Raw genomic sequence first — 16,752 nt, 5'->3', positions numbered from 1 at the left:
CCTTGGCCCCCCTTCAAACCTTCAATGGACCATTGCACGAGGTGTCATGTGAGTAACGTTTTCGATCCCCGCGACGCCGGGCATTACATCGCCCCCCTGGGCCTGTACGAGCGCAACAAGCAACGGCCGTTCCTGGGCAGTATTCACAGCGACCGTGACACGCTGGTCGCCGGTCAATGGGATGAAATCACTCTGATCTACGAGGTCGGTGGCAGTGGTCTGGCCGACGGCGCCTGGCTCAAGCTGGCCTTCAAGTTCTACTCCGATTGGGCCCTGTTCCAGACCTCGAACCCGGCCGGCCCCAACTATGTCAGCGCGGAGTACCAGGCCGGCGAGCTCGTTCCGGGCCAGAGCCAGGCCACCGTGCAGCACCTCAAGGTGCGCTTCGACCAGAAGGGCCATGAGCGGCCGTTCCAGAAGGCGATCATCATCGATATCGTCGACGGCTATCTGAATCCAGGCGACAAGGTCATCATTCGCCTGGGTGATCGCCGTCAGGGCGGGGCGGGCACGCGGGTGCAGAGTTTCGTGGAAAAAGACTTCCGCTTCCGGCTGTTCATCGACCCGTTGGGCAGCTCGAAATTTGCCGAGGTGCCGGGTGATCCGTTGCTCGACATCGTGCCGGGGCCTGCCCACGGCCTGCAGTTGATCGTGCCACGGCTGGTCAGCGCGGGAGAGGCGTTCGATGTGCTGCTCCGGGCCGATGATGCCTGGGGCAACACCTGCCGCCAGTTGCCGCTCAACGGCACCCTGACGTTGGTTGATCCTGAAGGCGTGGAGCGCCAGCGGCCGTTCACCCTGGCGACTGATGGCTGGGCCATTGCCCGGATTGCGGCCGTTGACCTCGGCACGTCGGGCGAGTGGCGCTTGCGGGCCGAGGTGAAGGCGCGGTCCGTGCGTGGGGCCCAGGCGTTTGTCACGGTCGATCCAGCGGGAACAGCATTGCGCCCTCTCTACGCAGACCTGCATGTGCATTCCGATGACACCGTGGGCACCAACGACACCTTGTACAACCTCAGCTACGGCCGCGACGTTGCCGGGCTCGATGTGCTGGGCTACACCGCCAACGATTTCAATATCACCGAGCAACGCTGGGACCAGGCGGTCAAGCTGATCCATGAACTCAACGAGCCGGGCCGGTTCGTCTGCTACCCCGGGACCGAATGGTGCGGTAACTCCTGTGCGGGCGGGGATCGCAATGTGGTGTTCCTGCATGACCGCAAGCCCGAGTTTCCCTTCGATAATCAAGGGCGCCTGGTGCGCTCCTTCGAATGGAACGAGTTCACCGCCGGTACCATCAAGCCGGGCGCCTGGCCGGTGGATGAGTTGTATGCCGCTTATGCCAAGGATCCCGAAGGCCATCTGATGATGCCCCACGTGGGCGGACGCCGTTGCAATCTTGACTGGCACCACCCGCAGCTTGAGCGACTGATCGAAGTCGGTTCGGCCTGGGGACAGTTCCATTGGGTCTACGCCGAGGCGCTGGCCCGTGGTTATCGGGTGGGAGCCGCGGCCAATAGCGACGAACACCAGGGACGTTGCGGCGGTGGTGTCCCGGCCACGGCGGTGTTTGGCTCCCGTGGCGGGTTGACCGGCGTGTTGGCCGATGGCTTTGACCGGGCCAGTGTCGGCAAGGCGCTTCGCGCCCGACGCACCTTCGCCACGACCGGCGAGCGTTCGTTCGCCAGTCTGCGCCAGGGCGAACATTTCATGGGCGAGGTCTTCACCGCCGACTCGACCGCCACGCTGGACTATCGACTGTTGGGAGAGGCCGGCTGGGAACAGGTCGACCTATTCGACGGCGACCAGTTGATCTGGTCGCGCAACCTGCATCAGGAGCTGGGGTTTTCCGCGCAACGCATCCGTCTTCGCCTGGGCGGTGCGCGGATCAAGGACCGTTATCGCGGGGCCTACTGGAGCGGCGAGATTCGCATCACCGGCGCCGTCATCAAGGGCTTTCAAGCGTTGGGCCTGGATCACCCCGAGCAAACAGTCTGGCGCCAGGATGCAACGGTCCTGGCCTTCCGGACCGACACCAATGGCGATACCGACAGCATCGAGATCGAGCTCTCGCAACTGGCCGGCGCCACGTTGCAGATCCATAGCCGTATCGACAACTACATCAAGGTCGGCGATCCATCGCAACCGCAGCCATACGTGCATGCGCCCACGGTGCGGATGGAAGTGCCCGGCGAGCAATTGCTGGCGCTATCGGAGGTGGTTGAAGAGCTGCCGGGTGCGGAACTGAAGGTGTCCCTGGAGAGGGTCACGGCTGCGCCGCTGCCTCGCGAGTTGCAAGGGGCGATCGACCTTGCCGGGTTGAATCTGGAGCGAGGTCGTGAACACCCTCTGTTCATTTGCGCCCGGCAACGGGATCAGTCACGGGTCTGGACATCGGCGTTGTTTTTCACCTTGCCTGCCTGACGTTGCGCCAAGCGCGGGCCGCTCGACCGTTCGTTTTCGGACTTGCATCATTCGAGGCCTTGTCTAGAACGATTATTTCTTACGGTTATTTCCATAGGCTCTGATTGCATATCCATAACCACTTAATCGAATTGATCACTGACAGGGTTTCTGCAATGAAAGCGAAATGTGTGTAATGACGGATGATCTGGCGTTCTTGACTTCGCCAGGACTGCTCGAGCATTCATTCCCGCTGTTGGATCGCCATCTTGTTGGGCTCGGCTCAAGGCTTAGAATCCGCGCCATCAGTCTTGTCCACTCTCGATCCTTGAAGGAACACACCATGATGAACGCCATGCAGATGCAAATGCCGATGAACACCAACATGCCGATGATGGGTATGCCGATGATGATGGCTACCATGACCTGCGATATGATGGATGACGGCATGATGTGCAAAATGATGCCGGCAGCCGGCATGGACATGGCGATGTTCAAGAACAGCGCCGAGATGATGCAGATGATGATGAACTGCGGCATGCCGATGATGATGCACTGCGGCAACATGAGCATGATGTGCATGTCCCAGGCGAGCATGGCCATGCCGATGGCGAACATGATGATGCCTATGCCGATGATGGGCATGCCGATGCCATCGATGAAATGCGTGATGGAATGCACGGTGATGGCTGATTGCATGATGTGCAAAGTCATGCCGATGGCCGGCATGAACATGGACCTGATGAAAAACTGCTGCAACCTGATGATGAAGATGATGAACGACTGCGGCATGCCGATGATGATGAGCTGCAATGGCATGCCGATGATGTGCTGCACCTGCTGAGTCTTACCAGGACCCCTGTGGCGAGGGAGCAAGCTCTCTCGCCGCAGGTTCACCTGCTTTTCAGTCCAGGCGTTCCGGATAGGTCACTACCAGGTACGCCACCGCTTCGCTGTCGGCCGGGTTGCGGTAACGGTGCGCCTGGTCGGCATAAAACAGAATCGAGTCGCCCGTGGAGAGCAGGTAGCGTTCGTCGTTGACGCTGATTTCCAGCACGCCTTGGGATACCACCAGGTTTTCCTGGACGCCGGGGCCGTGTCCATCGGATTGTTCCTCGCCCAACGGGCTCAGGCGCAGCTCGTAGAATTCCGACTGACGTGCGACGTCGAAAGGGAACAGCGTGCGGCTGACAAAGGCGCCATTGGCGCTGACCAAACGTTTGCTCTGGCTGGCCGCCAGCACCGTCACGCCCTCGAAAGCCCGGTGCTCAAGAAATGCAGCCACGGAAACTTTCAAACCCTTGGCGATTTTGCACAGCACTTTGATCGAGGGCACGCTGCGCCCGGATTCGATCTGCGCGAGCATGGCCCGGCTGACACCGCACTGGCGGGCGAGGGCGTCGAGGGAGAGGTGTCGCTTGCCCCGCAGGCGTTGCAGGTTCTGCGCAACCCGTTCGCAGATAGGGTCCTCGTCCAGCGCTTGCAGGTTATTCAGTTCCACTTCAGGGTCGTCGGAACTCGCCAGAAAACGCGAAGGTTCCAGGGCGCTCACGCCTGGTACGTCCGGGTGGGCTGAGAGGCTTGAAGCCACTGGAACGTCGGGTAACCGGCATTACGCGCGTACATTTCCCACATGGCGTGGGCCCGTTGTTGGGCCTGCTTGCGTTTGCGGAATTGGACGAAGTCGATAACGTTGTCAGTCGGTTTCATAAGGCACTTCACTGTCGTGGACGGTGGCGGAATGAGTTGAGATTACGTGGTTATTTTTATAACCATAAATATTGATTTTTTATTTATTAATTCCTTTTGGTTGTTTTCTGGGGCGGCTGATCAGATGACATGGGCGTTGCGCAATTCGCCGAGGGCCAATGCCTTGAGCCGCGCCAACAACGGGTCGCGCCGGTCCCGCGGGTGCTCCAGTTGCACCGTCAGCTCTTGGCGAATGCTGCTGGGGCGAGTGTCCATCATCAGTACCCGGTCGCTCAGGTACAGCGCCTCGTCCACATCGTGCGTCACCAGCAACAAAGCGATGGCGTGTCGCTCGGCCAGTTGTAGTAGCAGGTCCTGCAATTTCATCCGGGTGAAGGCGTCCACGGCGCTGAAGGGTTCGTCCAGCAACAGCACCCGTGGTCGCGAATACAGGCCGCGGGCAATCGCCACACGTTGTGCCATGCCGCCGGACAATGCCTTGGGCAAGGCGTCGGCGAAGCCTGTGAGGCCGACCTCGTCGATCAACTGCGCAACCCAGGCTTCGTCGTAATCGTTGTCATCGCTGAAGCCGATGTTCTGCTGCACCGTCAGCCAGGGCATCAATCGCGCCTCCTGGAACACGAAGGCCAGTTGTTCGGTGTCGCTGAGCAGATGTCCTTCGAAGTCTTTTTCCAGGCCGGCGACGATGCGCAGCAAGGTGCTTTTGCCGCAGCCACTGGGACCCAGCAGGCTCACGGTTTCCCGAGGTTGCAGTTGAAGGTGGATGTTACTGAGCACCGTGGTGGTGGCGAAGGTCTTGCGCTCGACATGGATATCCAGCAGGGCTTGGGTCATGGCTCATTCCTCGGTGCCGGTAAAGGTGTCGCGCCAGGCCAGGAAACGTTTTTCCAGGCCGGCAAGCATGCCGTCGCTGAGCTTGCCCAGCACGGCGAGCACGATGATCGCTGCCAGTACGATATCCGGGCGCGAGGTTTCGCGGCCGTCGCTCAACAGATAGCCCAAGCCCTTGGTGGCGGCGATCAGTTCGGCGGCGACCAGGAACATCCAGGCCAGGCTCATGCCGCTGCGCAATCCGGTGAACAGGCCGGGCAGGGCGGCGGGCAGGAGAATCCGGCGCACCAGGCGGCGGCGATTGAAACCGTACATATGGCCGACCTCCACCAGCTTGCGGTCGATGTTGCGAATCGCTGCCACGCCATTGAGGTAGACGGGAAAGAACGCGCCGATGGCGATCAGCACCACCTTCGAGGTTTCGTCGATGCCCAGCCACAGCAGGAGCAACGGCACCCAGGCCAGGCTGGGGATCGAACGCAGGCCGGCGAAGGTGGGTTCCAGATAGGCTTCGGCTTCCCGGCTCAAGCCAACCCAGGCGGCGAAGATCAATGCCAGGCTGGCGCCAATGGCGAAGCCCAGCAATACCCGCAGCAGGCTGGCGCCGATGTGTTTCCACAGCGCACCTTCGGCTAGATCGCCCAGCGTAAGGGCGATCTCGCTGGGGGCGGGCATCTGGTAGGAGGGCAGCCAACCGATGCGCACGATGATTTCCAAAATCAAGATGATCAGCACCGGCAGCGCCAACCCCTTGAGCCGCAGGCGCCAGTCGGGGTTGAACGGGGGCGCTTTGCTCGCCAGTGACAGGGCCAGGCGTGGGCTGGAAAGGTCTTTGCTATGACTGCTCATGGTGGTTCTCCGGCAATGGCGAATCCGCGCCAGGCGCGGATCGGTTATTGCCTGGGTTATTGACGGGCCACGGCCTGCTGGCGACCGGTGTCGAGCAGTTGGTCGATCACCTGGTCCACATTCACCCCGCGACGGACCAGTTCCTCGGAGACCAGAATCGGCGCGGCAGCCTTGGAGGCCAGCACATCCTCGGCGCTCAGTTGTGGGTTACCCAGGTCAATGCGCGACAACTGCAATCTGGCCACTTCCAGCGACAATCCGGATTCGTCGGCCAGCAACTTGGCCAGCTCCTGCGGATGACCGACCGCCCACTCTCGCGCTTGTTCGTAGGCGGCCAGCACGGTCTTGATGGTCTGCGGGTGCTCCTGGGCATATTTCTCCGTGACGCTGACCACGCCGTAGCTGTTGAAAGCGGGGTTGCGATACAGCAGGCGCGAGCCGGCCTGGACTTCGCTGGCGGCCATGTGCGGGTCGAGGCCTGCCCAGGCGTCGACGTCACCTTTTTCCAGGGCGGTGCGACCGTCCGGATGTTGCAGGTGCACCAGCTCCACGTCGTCTTTGTCCAGTCCAGCCTGTTGCAGGCTGCGCAGGGTAAACAGATAGGGATCGGTGCCTTTGGTGGCGGCGATCTTCTTGCCCTTCAGGTCGGCGACCGTCTGGTACGGCGAATCCTTGCGCACCACCAGGGCCGTCCATTCGGCGCGGCTGTAGACATACACCGACTTGATCGGGCTGCCGTTGGCGCGGCTCAACACCGCCGCCAGGCTGGCGGAGGAGGCGAAATCGACGCCGCCGCTGTTGAGGTATTCCAGGGAACGGTTGCTGCCCTGGCTCAAGACCCAACTCACCTTGGTCTGGGGCAGGGCCTTTTCCAGATAACCCAAGTGCTTGAGCACCAGACTGACCGGCGAGTAATAGGCGTAATCCAGATGCACCTCGGCAGGCGGGCTTTCTGCGGCCCGGGTCATGGACGGCAAGCCCAGTGCCAGGATGCAGGCACTGATCAGGAATCTGGCACGGGCCAGGGAGACGCGGGAGGCGGGGTTCATGGAACAGCTCCAGGCAAGGCGGCGAGAGGGCGATTTTTTTATTTCCAGAAGGTCGGAAGGCAGGAGCAAATCCCGCTTGCCTGGAAGATTGCAGGCTCTGTGCCATAGCTGGGAAAGGACTATTTTCCGGACCTTCAACGGGGTGAGCCCCCTCCGGAAGATGTTGCAGGCCCAACAGTCTGTTACTGCACTGTTGCGCCATGAGCAGTGGAGACAGGTAACGGTGAGCTATGCGCCAATGGAATTTCGAATCAATCGGGGAGGGCGCTACGTTCTATTTTCCCGTGTGTGCTTGATGTCTTTTGACGGTGGGGAGCCGAAGCGTCGAGCGTACTCGCGGCTGAATTGGGCGACGCTTTCATAGCCGACTCTCAGCGCGGCGGTGTTCACGTCCACCCGCTCGGTCAACATCAGGCTGCGGGCGGCCTGCAGCCGTAACGATTTCTGGTACTGGACGGGGCTGGTGCCCGTCAGTTTGCGAAAGTTGTGGTGCAGGGTGGAGCAGGCCATGCCTGACCGTTGAGCGAGATCGGCCACATGCAGCGGCTTGTCGTAGTGGTGTTTCAGCCACTCAATGGCTCTCACAGTGCCTTTGTCCCGGTAACCATCGCGAGCGACGCTGCGCAACCACGGGCCCGCACCGCTGAGCAACAGACGTACGCATATTTCTCGCTTGATAAGATCCGACATCACGCCCGCTTCAAGCGGCCGTTCGATCAGCGTGGTCAAGCGAATGAAGGCGTCGAGCATCTCGCCTGACGCCGCTCCGGATGCGAAGCCGCGTGCGACCGATGCCACTTCCTGCCTGGGGGATTCCAGGGCCTGGATCACCTCGTTGAGCATGGAAAGATCGAGCTTCAACACAACGGATAAATAAGGCGTTCGTTCGTCAGCCGCTGTAACGCGAGCCAGTGTGGGAATGTCGACTGACGTGACGAAGAACGCCCCCTGTCCGAACTCACAGGCTTGCTCACCGAACGTGATCTCCTTTGCCCCCTGCAAAATGATGGCCATGCACGGTTCATAAATGCAGTACGTGGGCGTACCCAACTCGGCCATTCGATAAAAAGTCAGGCCTGGGATCGATGTCGGGCAGACCTCGTTCAAGCCAATCTGGCTCGTGACTTTTTCGATGAGCCTTCCAAGTGCCTGGAGGCGTTCGTTGGGCTGGGCGGGTTCGCCTGCGCCCGGGGGGCGGCTCAGACCGAACTGCGAGAAAGAACCGCTAGTCATCACGTATGTCCTGTTCACGGAGTGTCCGAGTGTGCTGAGCGTGTGTGCCTGGCACAAGGGTATCGGCAGGATTGTGCAGAAAATATGGCGTATTTGGCTCACCCGGTTCCGCTTCGTTGCTCTAGTTTCTGGCCTGTGTACAGCCCGTGAAACCCAGTCGCGAAAGGAATGTTGGATGGACAGACGAGATTTTCTTACCTACTCGGCGGCGGGTGCTGTTGCAGCCGCTCTACTGCCAGCCTCGAGCCTGGCCAGTTCAATGACTACCGCCTCCACGGCCGCCGCGCTGACAGAGCGCGGAAGCGTCATGCGTACAGAAGGGCGACTCGTGCGCACAGACCTGCCGGTCAATGCGTCCTCGCATACGATGAGGTACATGACGCCCCTGCGCTTTGGTATGGGCGGAACGCAGATCGGTAATATTTTTGCGCCCATCAGCGATGAGCAGGCGAGGTCGGTTCTGCAGGCTGCGTGGGGCGAGGGCGTACGTCTTTACGATACCTCGCCATTCTATGGGTTTGGCTTGAGCGAATATCGCCTGGGGCGCTTCCTGCATGACAAGGATCCAGACGACTACGTGGTATCCACCAAGGTCGGCCGCGTATTGACGGCCGCGGGTGGCCGGCGTGCGGACCATGCCATCTGGAAATCGCCGGCGCCCTTCAACTACCGCTATGACTACACCGCGGCAGGCGCACGTCGCTCCGTAGAAGACAGCCTGCAGCGTCTGGGCCTGCCACGCATCGATATCGTCTTTATCCATGATCTCTCACCCGATAACACCGAACTGGATGGCGGCTGGGAAGCGGCGTATCGAATTGCGCGCACGGGGGCGATGGTCGAGCTTGAAAAGATGCGTGACGAGGGACTCATCAAAGCCTGGGGCTTCGGAGTCAATGCCCCGGACGCCGTGGTCCGGGCACTGGCCGGTGATGACCCGGTTCCGGACATCGTTCTGCTTGCCTGCCAGTATTCCCTTCTTGACCACGGCGATGCCTTGCGCAGTACCTTACCGGCGTTGAAAAGCAAGGGCACCAGCGTCGTGGTTGGAACCCCCCTGAACGATGGATTCCTGGGAGGACGCAATCGATACAACTTCAGCCAGGATCTACCCGCCGGAGCGGTGGAAAAGCGCGCGCGAATCATGGCCATAGCCCGTCGACATGGTATTGATATCCATACTGCCGCCTTGCAGTTTGCGGCGGCACATCCGCAAGTGTCCGCGATCATTCCGGGGGCGCGTTCGTCGGGGCAGGTCGTTTCCAATATCCAGGCGATGAAGGTCGGTATTCCTGCGGCGTTCTGGGATGATTTGAAACGTCACGGACTGATCGATGCCCAAGCGCCGGTACCTTCCTGAGCCCTCATTTGCCGCCGGTCACGTCGAGGAACGTACCGGTCACGAAGGAGGCTTGCGCGCTGGCCAGCCACAGGATGGCCCGTGCCACTTCCTCGGGTTGGCCGCCGCGCCCCATGGGGATCGAGTCCTTGACGCGCTCGACCCGTCCCGGCTCGCCGCCGCTGGCATGCATGTCGGTGTAGATGTGGCCGGGGCGGATGCAGTTGACGCGAATGCCTTCGCGGGCCACTTCCTTGGCCAAGCCGATGGTGAAGGTTTCCAGGGCGCCCTTCGACGCCGCGTAGTCGACATATTCATTGGGGCTGCCGAGGCGGGCCGAGGCCGAGGAGACGTTGATCACCACGCCGCCCGGTCCGTTGTGTCGATGGGACATGCGCTTCACCGCCTGCTGGGCGCAAAGCATCGGGCCGATGGCGTTGACCGCGAAGATACGCTGCATGCGCTCGAAGCCGAGGTCTTCCAGGCGGGACTGGGTTTGCAGCACACCGGCGTTATTCACCAGTACGTCGATGCGCCCGAAGGTGCGGTCGATGGCCGTGAACAAGTCGGCGACCTGCACCGGGTCTGCGCTGTCGGCCCGTATCGCCAGTGCCCGACGTCCTTGCGCCTCGACATCTGCCACGACAGTTTGTGCCGCAGGCTCGTTGGCCACGTAGCTGATCGCCACGTCATAGCCTTGCGAGGCGGCCAGGCGCGCGGTGGCGGCACCTACTCCGCGACTGCCACCGGTGATCAGGATCAGCGGTGCCTGCGAGACGTTTTCCATAGGGGTTACCTCCTGCGACGGTGAGAAAAGTCGTGTCAGCCGATGATGAGGATGCCGCTGGCGATCACTGCGCTGGCCAGGATTCGGCGGACAGTGAGCGCCTCGCCAAGGAACAGGCCGCCAATCAACGCCGCGAACAGCACGCTGGTTTCACGCAATGCAGACACCGCGCCCATGGGCGCTTCGTTCATGGCGTAGATGACGATGGCGTAGGCCAACAGGGAGACCAGCCCGCCGGCCAGGGCGGTCAACAGGCCGGGCCGCACCGCGAACAGGCTACGGGCGTCGCGCAGGCCGATGTACACCATAGGCATCATCACGCCCCACAGGGTGCACATCCACACGGTGTAGGCCAGTGGCGCGCCGGAGAGCCTGGCGCCGATGCCGTCGGTGACGCTGTAGGCGGCGATGAAGCAGCCGGTTCCCAGCGCATAGGACAGACTCGGAGTGGACAGCTTGCGTCCGCTCAAGGCCAGCGAAATGATGCCGCCCGACACCAGCGCGATGCCGAGTAACGTGCCAGGCGAGATGCTTTCCCCGGCAAAGGCCGCGGCGCCCAAGGTGATCAGGACCGGTGATGAACCACGGGAAATCGGGTAGACCTGCCCCAAGTCGCCGAGCCGGTAGCTGCGTACCAGAAACAGGTTGTAGCCAACGTGCAGCAGCGCTGAAAGCAACGCATAGCCCCAACTGGCGGGCGCCGGCGTCACCATGAACGCGGCGGTCACGGCGCTGGCGATGGCCACGGCAATGCACATGATCGTCATGGACCAGAGTCGATCGGCGCCGCCACGCAGCAGGGCATTCCAGCTGGCATGCAAGAGTGCGGCGAAGAGAACCAGGAGTGTGATGTGGATAGGCATGCGGGCCAGTGTATGCAACGCCGTGCCCGGATTACAGAGAAGTCTCCTCATTGTTTCATGAGCAAAACCTCATGCATCACCCATAGGCTTGCTGGGCTTTCAGCGCCTCGCTCAATAGCCACTGGCGAAAGTTGACGATGTGTGGCTGTGACTCGATGCCTTTCGGACAGACAAAGTAATAGGCAAGCGGGGAGGGAAACGGCACGTCGAACAACCGCACCAGACGCCCATCGCTGATTTCGCTTTCCACGTGCCCGCTGCGCACCAGGGCGATGCCCTGGCCGAGCAGGGCTGCCTCGACCGTCATGTTGGTGTCGCCGAACCTCACGCTTTCCTTGAGCGGGAGGAACTCCAACCCGACCTTCTGGAACCAGACTTCCCATTTCGGCACCAGCTCGGCGCCATCGCGGGTCAGCAGCGGGTAGTGCAACAGTTCGGCAGGGCTCTGCGGTGTCCCGAAGCGCAACAGCAACTCGGGACTGGCCACCGGAAACACCTGCTCGCCGAACAGGAACTCCGAATGCAGGCCGGGGTAACTCCCCTTGCCGAGCCGGATCGCGACGTCGGCCTGGGCGTTGGAGAAATGAATGATCTTGTCCGTGGTGTCCAGCGAGACGAGCAGTTCGGGATGCAGGCGCGAGAGACCGGGCAGGCGTGGCAGTAGCCATTTCAGAGCGAAGGAATAGGTGGTACTGACTTCGAGCCGGACCCGGTCTTTCTGCTCGCGCAGATCGCCGAGGGTTGCCTCCAGGCTCATGAAGAACTCCCGCACGATGGGCGCCAGCGTAGCCCCCGCGGCCGTGAGGCTCAGGGACTTGCCACGCTCGAACAGCTGCAATCCCCACAGCGACTCGAGGTGTTTGAGTTGGTGGCTGACCGCGCTTTGCGTGACATGCAGCTCCTGCGCGGCAGCGGTGAAGGTCGTGTGCCGGGTGGCGACTTCGAAGGCACGCAAAGTGGCGGTCGGTGGCAGATCTCTCATGTAGAGGGGGTTCCGGCAGGTCATCAGAAAGGCTCGTCATGAGCACAAGCTCATGATAGAGCATCCTTAGGCGCTGACGGGTCACCTGATCAGATCACGTCGGTATGCAGGTCCGGTCCGGCTGTGCCGATCAACGTCAGTTCCACCTGCTCAGGCAGAGAGCCGCCTGCGTTGTTCGCCGCACTGAACAGCAGGTTGCTTTCGTTGAGTTGGGCGGTGACGTTGCCATCGATCACCAGTTCGAAACGCTGGCCATCGGCATTGGCCTCGAAGCTTTTCAGGTAGGTGCGGGTGTCGTCGGCGTTGTTCTGGATCGCCAGCGTGCCGGCGTATCCGTTGCCGATGCCGGTGAAACCCAGGGCGCTGAGGTCGATGCGATCCTCGCTGGGGTTGAAGTCGAGCAGGCGATCACTGCCGGTGCTGTCCGCGGTGCGAAAGCTGTCGGCCACACTGGCATAGCGAAAGACATCGTGGCCTGCGCCGCCGGAGAGCAGGTCGCGACCAAGATTGCCTTGCAGCAGGTCGTCTCCGGCCAGTCCACGCAGGATCTCGTCCGTATTGACGCCCAGCAATTTATCGGTGCTGGAGGAACCCACCAGTCGCGCGTTGCCATCCGGGCTGGCGAAGGTTGTGTCCAGGCTGCCATCGGCGTTCAGCCGGACCGCCGCGTAATCGGAGCCGCCATTGGTGTAGGTATCCCCGCTGAGCAAAATCTTGCCGTCGTCGAGCAAGGCAATTTCACTGCCATAGGCCGCTTCGCCGGGCAGATTGATACTGACCAGGCCTTGCTGGCCGAAACTGAGGTCGGGACTGCCATCGGCGTTGAGCCGCAGTACGGCAAAATCCTCGTATGTGGTGGAGCCGGCAATCAATAGCTTGCCGTCATCCTGCACGACCATGTCGCCACGCAACGTGGTGAAGATGGGCAGCGGGACGCTACCGTCACCGCCAAACTGGGTGTCCAGCTCCCCGTCTGCCGTGTACTTGAGCACGCTGTTCTGGACGCCGGGTGAGCCGTGGACCAGCAGGCTGCCATCCGCCATTTTGAAAATGCTCTCCAGAAAGATGAACGGTGCGGGCGCTTGCAGCGTGAGGAGACCGTCTGTGCCGAACGATGTGTCCCGCGTGCCATCGGCATTCAACTGTGCCACGTTCAAAAGACTGCCTTGCACCGCGCTGACCAGGACGCTGCCGTCGGCATTGGCTTGCACGATGGACTTGGTGCCGAAGCCGCTGGGCAGGCTGGCCTCGGCGTTGCTGTTGAACGCTGCATCGGCTTTGCCGTCGGGGCCCCAACGCTGGACGATGGCGGTGTCATCGTGGCCTGCGTGGGTCGTCACCACCGCGCCGTCAGCCTGGACTTGAAGGTTGTAGTCTTTTTCGAAGGGGATCTGTTTATGGATCACCTGTCGCCCGGCGTGACCGTAGCCGGTGTCCACGCTGCCGTCGGGATTGAGGCGGGTGAGCGAAAAGTCCCTACCGTCATCCAGCGCGTTGCCGTAGTCGCTGAAACCGGCGATCAGGATTGAACCGTCGGGCTGTATGACGACGTCCTGGGCGTTGTCTGTACGTCCGGCGATGTCGACGACAAGGAGGCCGGGGGCACTGTAGGTCGTGGTCATGTTGTCGGTCCTTTGAACTTCGCAAAGCGTTGACTCTAGTCCAGTCCTCCTGATGTGCCAGGGGCTCTGGACCGGTGGTCGCGAGTAGTGCTGCGGGTAACGGCAGGCCGGTTGACGTGCCGCTGCCCGGATTGCGACGCCTCATTGAATTTATGCGCCGATGATCGAGTCATTTATTGGGAAGGGTGCGATGCACCTTCGTACCCCACTCTTGAAGCCGCCCCCTGGCTGTTCGCCCAGGCAGTGGGCCTGCCCTAAGGATCGACAATGACTTTTTTCATCTTTCTATTGGCTTGTGCCGCCGCCGCGAGCACGGGGATCATTTTCAAGCCGGGCCCTTGGTACGCGTCCCTCGTGAAACCTGGCTTCACGCCACCCAATTGGCTGTTCCCAGTGGCATGGACCGTGATCTACCTGTTGCTGGCCTGGGCGGGTTATCGCTTGGCGCTGATCCCGGGGAGCCAGACCGTGATCGCATTGTGGGCGGCGCAGATCGCGCTCAACACACTTTGGACGCCGGTGTTTTTTGGTGCGCACCAGATGTTCGCCGGCCTGGTGATCATCACACTGCTCTGGCTGGTCGTGGCCGTCATGGTGGTCCTGACCTTGCGCCTGGACGTGATCACCGGGTTGATCCTGTTTCCTTACCTGGCCTGGTTGTGCGTGGCCGCCGCGTTGAATTTTTCCATCTGGCGCAATAACCGTTAGGGCCGGATTGGCTGGATGGCCCTAACGGTTTCAGCTCGGCCCGCGCGCGACCAGCCCCTTTGCACCCTCAGGACTTCCTGGGGGCCGACAAGGGCAGGTCGATGCACGGGCTGTGCGGTGCGCGCCGCGCGGGCAAGGGAAACAGTGCCGCGAGTTCTTCTTCGACGATCTGATTGCGCAGGGTCAATTCCAGCTCAGGGCAGTCGATGCTCAGGCAGTCACCGTGCTGAAGCGACACTTGGGTGGTGCGGTGGCTCAAGCTGTGGAAGACGTAGTGGACGAGGCCGGGTTCGAGAAACTGCTCATGCTTCTCCAGGAACGCCTGCGAGTATCGACGCAGGCTCTGCCAGCCATGCAAGCTCATTCGATGGTGACTGGCTGCCAGTGGTTGGCCGTCGCGCTCCACCTGTACGTTGATGGCCAGGTCGGCCTGCATTTCTCCCAGTATCAATGCCGGGGCCACGGCGCAGGTGCGCAGGCGGGCCTGTGCCGAAGAAATCGCATCACGGCCGTGCAGCACATGATCATGGAGGTCGTTGCCGAGGGTGAAGCCCATGAAGCGCAGCGCGCCAAAGTGGTCGACCCAGTAGAGGCAAACGATGCACGGCTCGCTGCTGATGCTTTGGGCATGGTAAGGCACCTGCAGGGGATCGCCATCCGTCCTGAGCAGGCGTCCGTTACCTTTGTAGTACCAGGCTTGTTCTGTCTTGGCGGTGCAGAGGGTGACTTCGCTGAGCTGCACCGCCAGGTTGTTATCGGGCATGAGCGGTGGCCGGTATTTCACCGCGGCGGACGTGAGCGGGTAGGGGGTCGAAGGCTGCTCCTTGAGGTAGGTTTCCCAATCCAGGTTTCCCTGGGCGCAGTGGGTCAGCGCTTCGTACAGGTTGCCCTGCGACGGGCGCACTTCCAGGCTCTGCCCGGATTTGAAATCGAACACACCAAGGCCGCGTTGCGGCTCCGGAGCGTCCAGTAACATCACGTAATGCGTCATGACTTATCCTCCAGGGTCAAGTGAGCGGGTAGGGGGCTGAAGTCGTCGCGTCCGGCGAACGCAGGGTTGGCTTCCTTGAGCCGCAACGACAGCACCCCGCCCGTCAGGCTGCCGGCCAGCGCCAGGAACAGGATGGCGGTCAGTCCCCAGTTCATCGCGATGTAGCCGGCGACCACGGGCGCGACGCCACCGCCCAGAATCTCTCCGCAGCCCACCACCAGGCCCGTCGCGGTGGCCAGCAAGCTGGCTGGCACCGATTCGCTGGTCAGCGGCCCGACGGTGATGCAGATCAGGCTGAAGTTGATGAAGGACAGGAAGAACAACTGGAGGAACAGCAGCCACGGCAAGGGCGGGCTGACGATGAGCAGGCCCACCAGCAGTGCACTGAGCATGAAGCAGACGGAAACGACGGGCTTGCGACCCAGTTGGTCGGACAGCCCGGGAATGACCAACTGGCCAAAAAAACCACCCAGGCCGATCGCGGAAATGATCATGGCCATGGAGAAATCGCTCAGGTGCAAGATGTCGGTGAGGTAGCTGGGGAGCAGGGCACACAGAACGAACTGGCACGTCAGTATGCAGAGCATCAACGCAATGTTGAGCCGCACGTTGCCGCTGGCCAGGGCTGTTCGCCACTGGCTGTGGGTGGGGCGGTCGATGGGGGGAGTGTGCGGCCCCTGGGCCGGTTGATAGCTTCTGTACAGGTACCAGGCCACGAGCAGCCCCGGCAGCGAGATGATGGCGAACACCGCGCGCCACGATCCGAAAAATTCCAGCAGGACACCCGCCAGCAATGGCCCGAGGCACAGGCCGATGATGGGAAACAGGGCTTGTTGGATTCCCAGGTTGAGTCCCCGTCGGCAGGGCTGGGACACTTCATCGGTGACGATGATGCTCACGGGCGTGAACGCCCCTTCACAAACGCCCATCAATGCACGCAGCAGCACCAGGCCGACCAGGCTGGTGATCAATGCTGAAGCCCCGGCCAACAGCGACAGCAAGGTGATCGACAGCACCAGCAGTTGCTTGGTGCCCAACAGCCGGATGGCCGCGCCCATGAACAGGGCCGAGCCGCCCCATGCGAATGCCAGGATCGCCGACAACAGGCTCAAGTCCTGATAGTCCAGCGCCAGGTCACGCATGATCACCGGGAACAGCGGCATGATGATGAACCGATCCAGCCCTACCAGCCCGAAGCTCAATGACAAAAGGACGACCATGCGCCTTTCATAGCCACCCCAAGGTCGGGCGGCCAGATACTTCCTCTCCATGTTCCTTCCCCTTCTATCCTTAGCCCTTTGGAAGCCCTCTTGAACGAGGTGGATGCTTGCGACCAAATACCTGTAGCCGGGGGCAGGTGTGCCCCCGGCTGGGTACCTGTGCAG

At 61.5% G+C, this 16,752-nt stretch carries 16 protein-coding genes; 4 read left to right on the top strand and 12 right to left on the bottom strand.

What is annotated here, in order from left to right; all coding sequences use genetic code 11:
• Window positions 1-48: 48 nt before the first annotated feature.
• Together V3H56_RS16535 and V3H56_RS16530 are read left to right on the top strand one after the other, a co-directional pair.
• Window positions 49-2,424: a hypothetical protein gene (locus V3H56_RS16535; protein WP_338473630.1), complete on the top strand. Its 2,376-nt coding sequence runs from the start codon at window positions 49-51 to the stop codon at window positions 2,422-2,424.
• A 322-nt stretch (window positions 2,425-2,746) separates the two neighbouring features.
• Window positions 2,747-3,247 carry a hypothetical protein gene (locus V3H56_RS16530; protein WP_338474787.1) on the top strand — a complete coding sequence of 167 codons (501 nt, stop codon included), beginning with the start codon at window positions 2,747-2,749 and terminating at the stop codon, window positions 3,245-3,247.
• A 60-nt stretch (window positions 3,248-3,307) separates the two neighbouring features.
• On the opposite strand, the gene V3H56_RS16525 is transcribed toward V3H56_RS16530, so the two are convergent.
• The 6 genes from V3H56_RS16525 to V3H56_RS16500 all read right to left on the bottom strand — a co-directional run bounded on the left by V3H56_RS16525 (window position 3,308) and on the right by V3H56_RS16500 (window position 8,075).
• Entirely contained in the window at window positions 3,308-3,898 is a 591-nt protein-coding gene (locus V3H56_RS16525) for an XRE family transcriptional regulator (RefSeq protein ID WP_162489268.1), read from the bottom strand.
• Window positions 3,899-3,951: 53 nt separating this feature from the next.
• Entirely contained in the window at window positions 3,952-4,113 is a 162-nt protein-coding gene (locus V3H56_RS16520; RefSeq protein ID WP_185057662.1) for a hypothetical protein, read from the bottom strand.
• Window positions 4,114-4,233: 120 nt separating this feature from the next.
• Window positions 4,234-4,947, bottom strand: coding sequence for an ABC transporter ATP-binding protein (locus V3H56_RS16515; RefSeq protein ID WP_047738973.1), 714 nt, complete (start codon window positions 4,945-4,947; stop codon window positions 4,234-4,236).
• 3 nt (window positions 4,948-4,950) lie between these two features.
• Complete coding sequence (locus V3H56_RS16510; protein ID WP_042728403.1) at window positions 4,951-5,793, bottom strand: ABC transporter permease; 843 nt, start codon at window positions 5,791-5,793, stop codon at window positions 4,951-4,953.
• A 56-nt stretch (window positions 5,794-5,849) separates the two neighbouring features.
• Window positions 5,850-6,842: an aliphatic sulfonate ABC transporter substrate-binding protein gene (locus tag V3H56_RS16505; protein WP_338473629.1), complete on the bottom strand. Its 993-nt coding sequence runs from the start codon at window positions 6,840-6,842 to the stop codon at window positions 5,850-5,852.
• Between the two features lie 267 nt (window positions 6,843-7,109).
• Entirely contained in the window at window positions 7,110-8,075 is a 966-nt protein-coding gene (locus tag V3H56_RS16500) for an AraC family transcriptional regulator (RefSeq protein WP_047738972.1), read from the bottom strand.
• 175 nt (window positions 8,076-8,250) lie between these two features.
• Here V3H56_RS16500 and V3H56_RS16495 point away from each other — a divergent pair, with 175 nt between their 5' ends.
• Entirely contained in the window at window positions 8,251-9,435 is a 1,185-nt protein-coding gene (locus V3H56_RS16495; protein WP_123578884.1) for an aldo/keto reductase, read from the top strand.
• 4 nt (window positions 9,436-9,439) lie between these two features.
• Here the strand turns inward: V3H56_RS16495 and V3H56_RS16490 are convergent, their stop codons facing one another.
• The 4 genes from V3H56_RS16490 to V3H56_RS16475 form a co-directional block, all read right to left on the bottom strand.
• Window positions 9,440-10,201, bottom strand: coding sequence for an SDR family oxidoreductase (locus tag V3H56_RS16490; RefSeq protein WP_338473628.1), 762 nt, complete (start codon window positions 10,199-10,201; stop codon window positions 9,440-9,442).
• 35 nt (window positions 10,202-10,236) lie between these two features.
• Entirely contained in the window at window positions 10,237-11,064 is an 828-nt protein-coding gene (locus tag V3H56_RS16485; protein WP_338473627.1) for a DMT family transporter, read from the bottom strand.
• 76 nt (window positions 11,065-11,140) lie between these two features.
• Entirely contained in the window at window positions 11,141-12,046 is a 906-nt protein-coding gene (gcvA, locus tag V3H56_RS16480) for a transcriptional regulator GcvA (protein ID WP_123578990.1), read from the bottom strand.
• Between the two features lie 89 nt (window positions 12,047-12,135).
• A complete protein-coding gene (locus tag V3H56_RS16475; protein WP_338473626.1) occupies window positions 12,136-13,668 on the bottom strand; it encodes a calcium-binding protein in 1,533 nt (510 codons plus the stop codon).
• Between the two features lie 267 nt (window positions 13,669-13,935).
• On the opposite strand from V3H56_RS16475, the gene V3H56_RS16470 reads away from it, so the two are divergent.
• Window positions 13,936-14,376 carry a TspO/MBR family protein gene (locus V3H56_RS16470; protein ID WP_047738968.1) on the top strand — a complete coding sequence of 147 codons (441 nt, stop codon included), beginning with the start codon at window positions 13,936-13,938 and terminating at the stop codon, window positions 14,374-14,376.
• A 67-nt stretch (window positions 14,377-14,443) separates the two neighbouring features.
• Here V3H56_RS16470 and V3H56_RS16465 read toward each other — a convergent pair whose 3' ends face one another.
• Entirely contained in the window at window positions 14,444-15,367 is a 924-nt protein-coding gene (locus tag V3H56_RS16465; protein ID WP_212802711.1) for a fumarylacetoacetate hydrolase, read from the bottom strand.
• A complete protein-coding gene (locus tag V3H56_RS16460) occupies window positions 15,364-16,638 on the bottom strand; it encodes an MFS transporter (protein WP_042728411.1) in 1,275 nt (424 codons plus the stop codon). Before V3H56_RS16460 ends, V3H56_RS16465 begins: the two co-directional genes overlap by 4 nt.
• Window positions 16,639-16,752: the final 114 nt, after the last annotated feature.

Origin of the sequence: Pseudomonas sp. MS646, from assembly GCF_036693845.1 — a bacterium.
In the GTDB taxonomy this organism is placed as follows: domain Bacteria; phylum Pseudomonadota; class Gammaproteobacteria; order Pseudomonadales; family Pseudomonadaceae; genus Aquipseudomonas; species Aquipseudomonas chlororaphis_E.
The sequence above is the reverse complement of the archived record's forward strand: the minus strand, read 5'-3'. Positions and strand labels throughout refer to the sequence as shown.

What these genes read in the sequence shown, in the direction of transcription:
- V3H56_RS16530 (WP_338474787.1), top strand. Translation starts at nt 2,747, where the DNA reads ATGATGAACGCCATGCAGATGCAAATGCCGATGAACACCAACATGCCG.
- V3H56_RS16520 (WP_185057662.1), bottom strand. Translation starts at nt 4,113, where the DNA reads ATGAAACCGACTGACAACGTTATCGACTTCGTCCAATTCCGCAAACGC.
- V3H56_RS16515 (WP_047738973.1), bottom strand. Translation starts at nt 4,947, where the DNA reads ATGACCCAAGCCCTGCTGGATATCCATGTCGAGCGCAAGACCTTCGCC.
- V3H56_RS16510 (WP_042728403.1), bottom strand. Translation starts at nt 5,793, where the DNA reads ATGAGCAGTCATAGCAAAGACCTTTCCAGCCCACGCCTGGCCCTGTCA.
- V3H56_RS16505 (WP_338473629.1), bottom strand. Translation starts at nt 6,842, where the DNA reads ATGAACCCCGCCTCCCGCGTCTCCCTGGCCCGTGCCAGATTCCTGATC.
- V3H56_RS16500 (WP_047738972.1), bottom strand. Translation starts at nt 8,075, where the DNA reads ATGACTAGCGGTTCTTTCTCGCAGTTCGGTCTGAGCCGCCCCCCGGGC.
- V3H56_RS16495 (WP_123578884.1), top strand. Translation starts at nt 8,251, where the DNA reads ATGGACAGACGAGATTTTCTTACCTACTCGGCGGCGGGTGCTGTTGCA.
- V3H56_RS16490 (WP_338473628.1), bottom strand. Translation starts at nt 10,201, where the DNA reads ATGGAAAACGTCTCGCAGGCACCGCTGATCCTGATCACCGGTGGCAGT.
- V3H56_RS16485 (WP_338473627.1), bottom strand. Translation starts at nt 11,064, where the DNA reads ATGCCTATCCACATCACACTCCTGGTTCTCTTCGCCGCACTCTTGCAT.
- gcvA (WP_123578990.1), bottom strand. Translation starts at nt 12,046, where the DNA reads ATGAGAGATCTGCCACCGACCGCCACTTTGCGTGCCTTCGAAGTCGCC.
- V3H56_RS16475 (WP_338473626.1), bottom strand. Translation starts at nt 13,668, where the DNA reads ATGACCACGACCTACAGTGCCCCCGGCCTCCTTGTCGTCGACATCGCC.
- V3H56_RS16470 (WP_047738968.1), top strand. Translation starts at nt 13,936, where the DNA reads ATGACTTTTTTCATCTTTCTATTGGCTTGTGCCGCCGCCGCGAGCACG.
- V3H56_RS16465 (WP_212802711.1), bottom strand. Translation starts at nt 15,367, where the DNA reads ATGACGCATTACGTGATGTTACTGGACGCTCCGGAGCCGCAACGCGGC.
- V3H56_RS16460 (WP_042728411.1), bottom strand. Translation starts at nt 16,638, where the DNA reads ATGGAGAGGAAGTATCTGGCCGCCCGACCTTGGGGTGGCTATGAAAGG.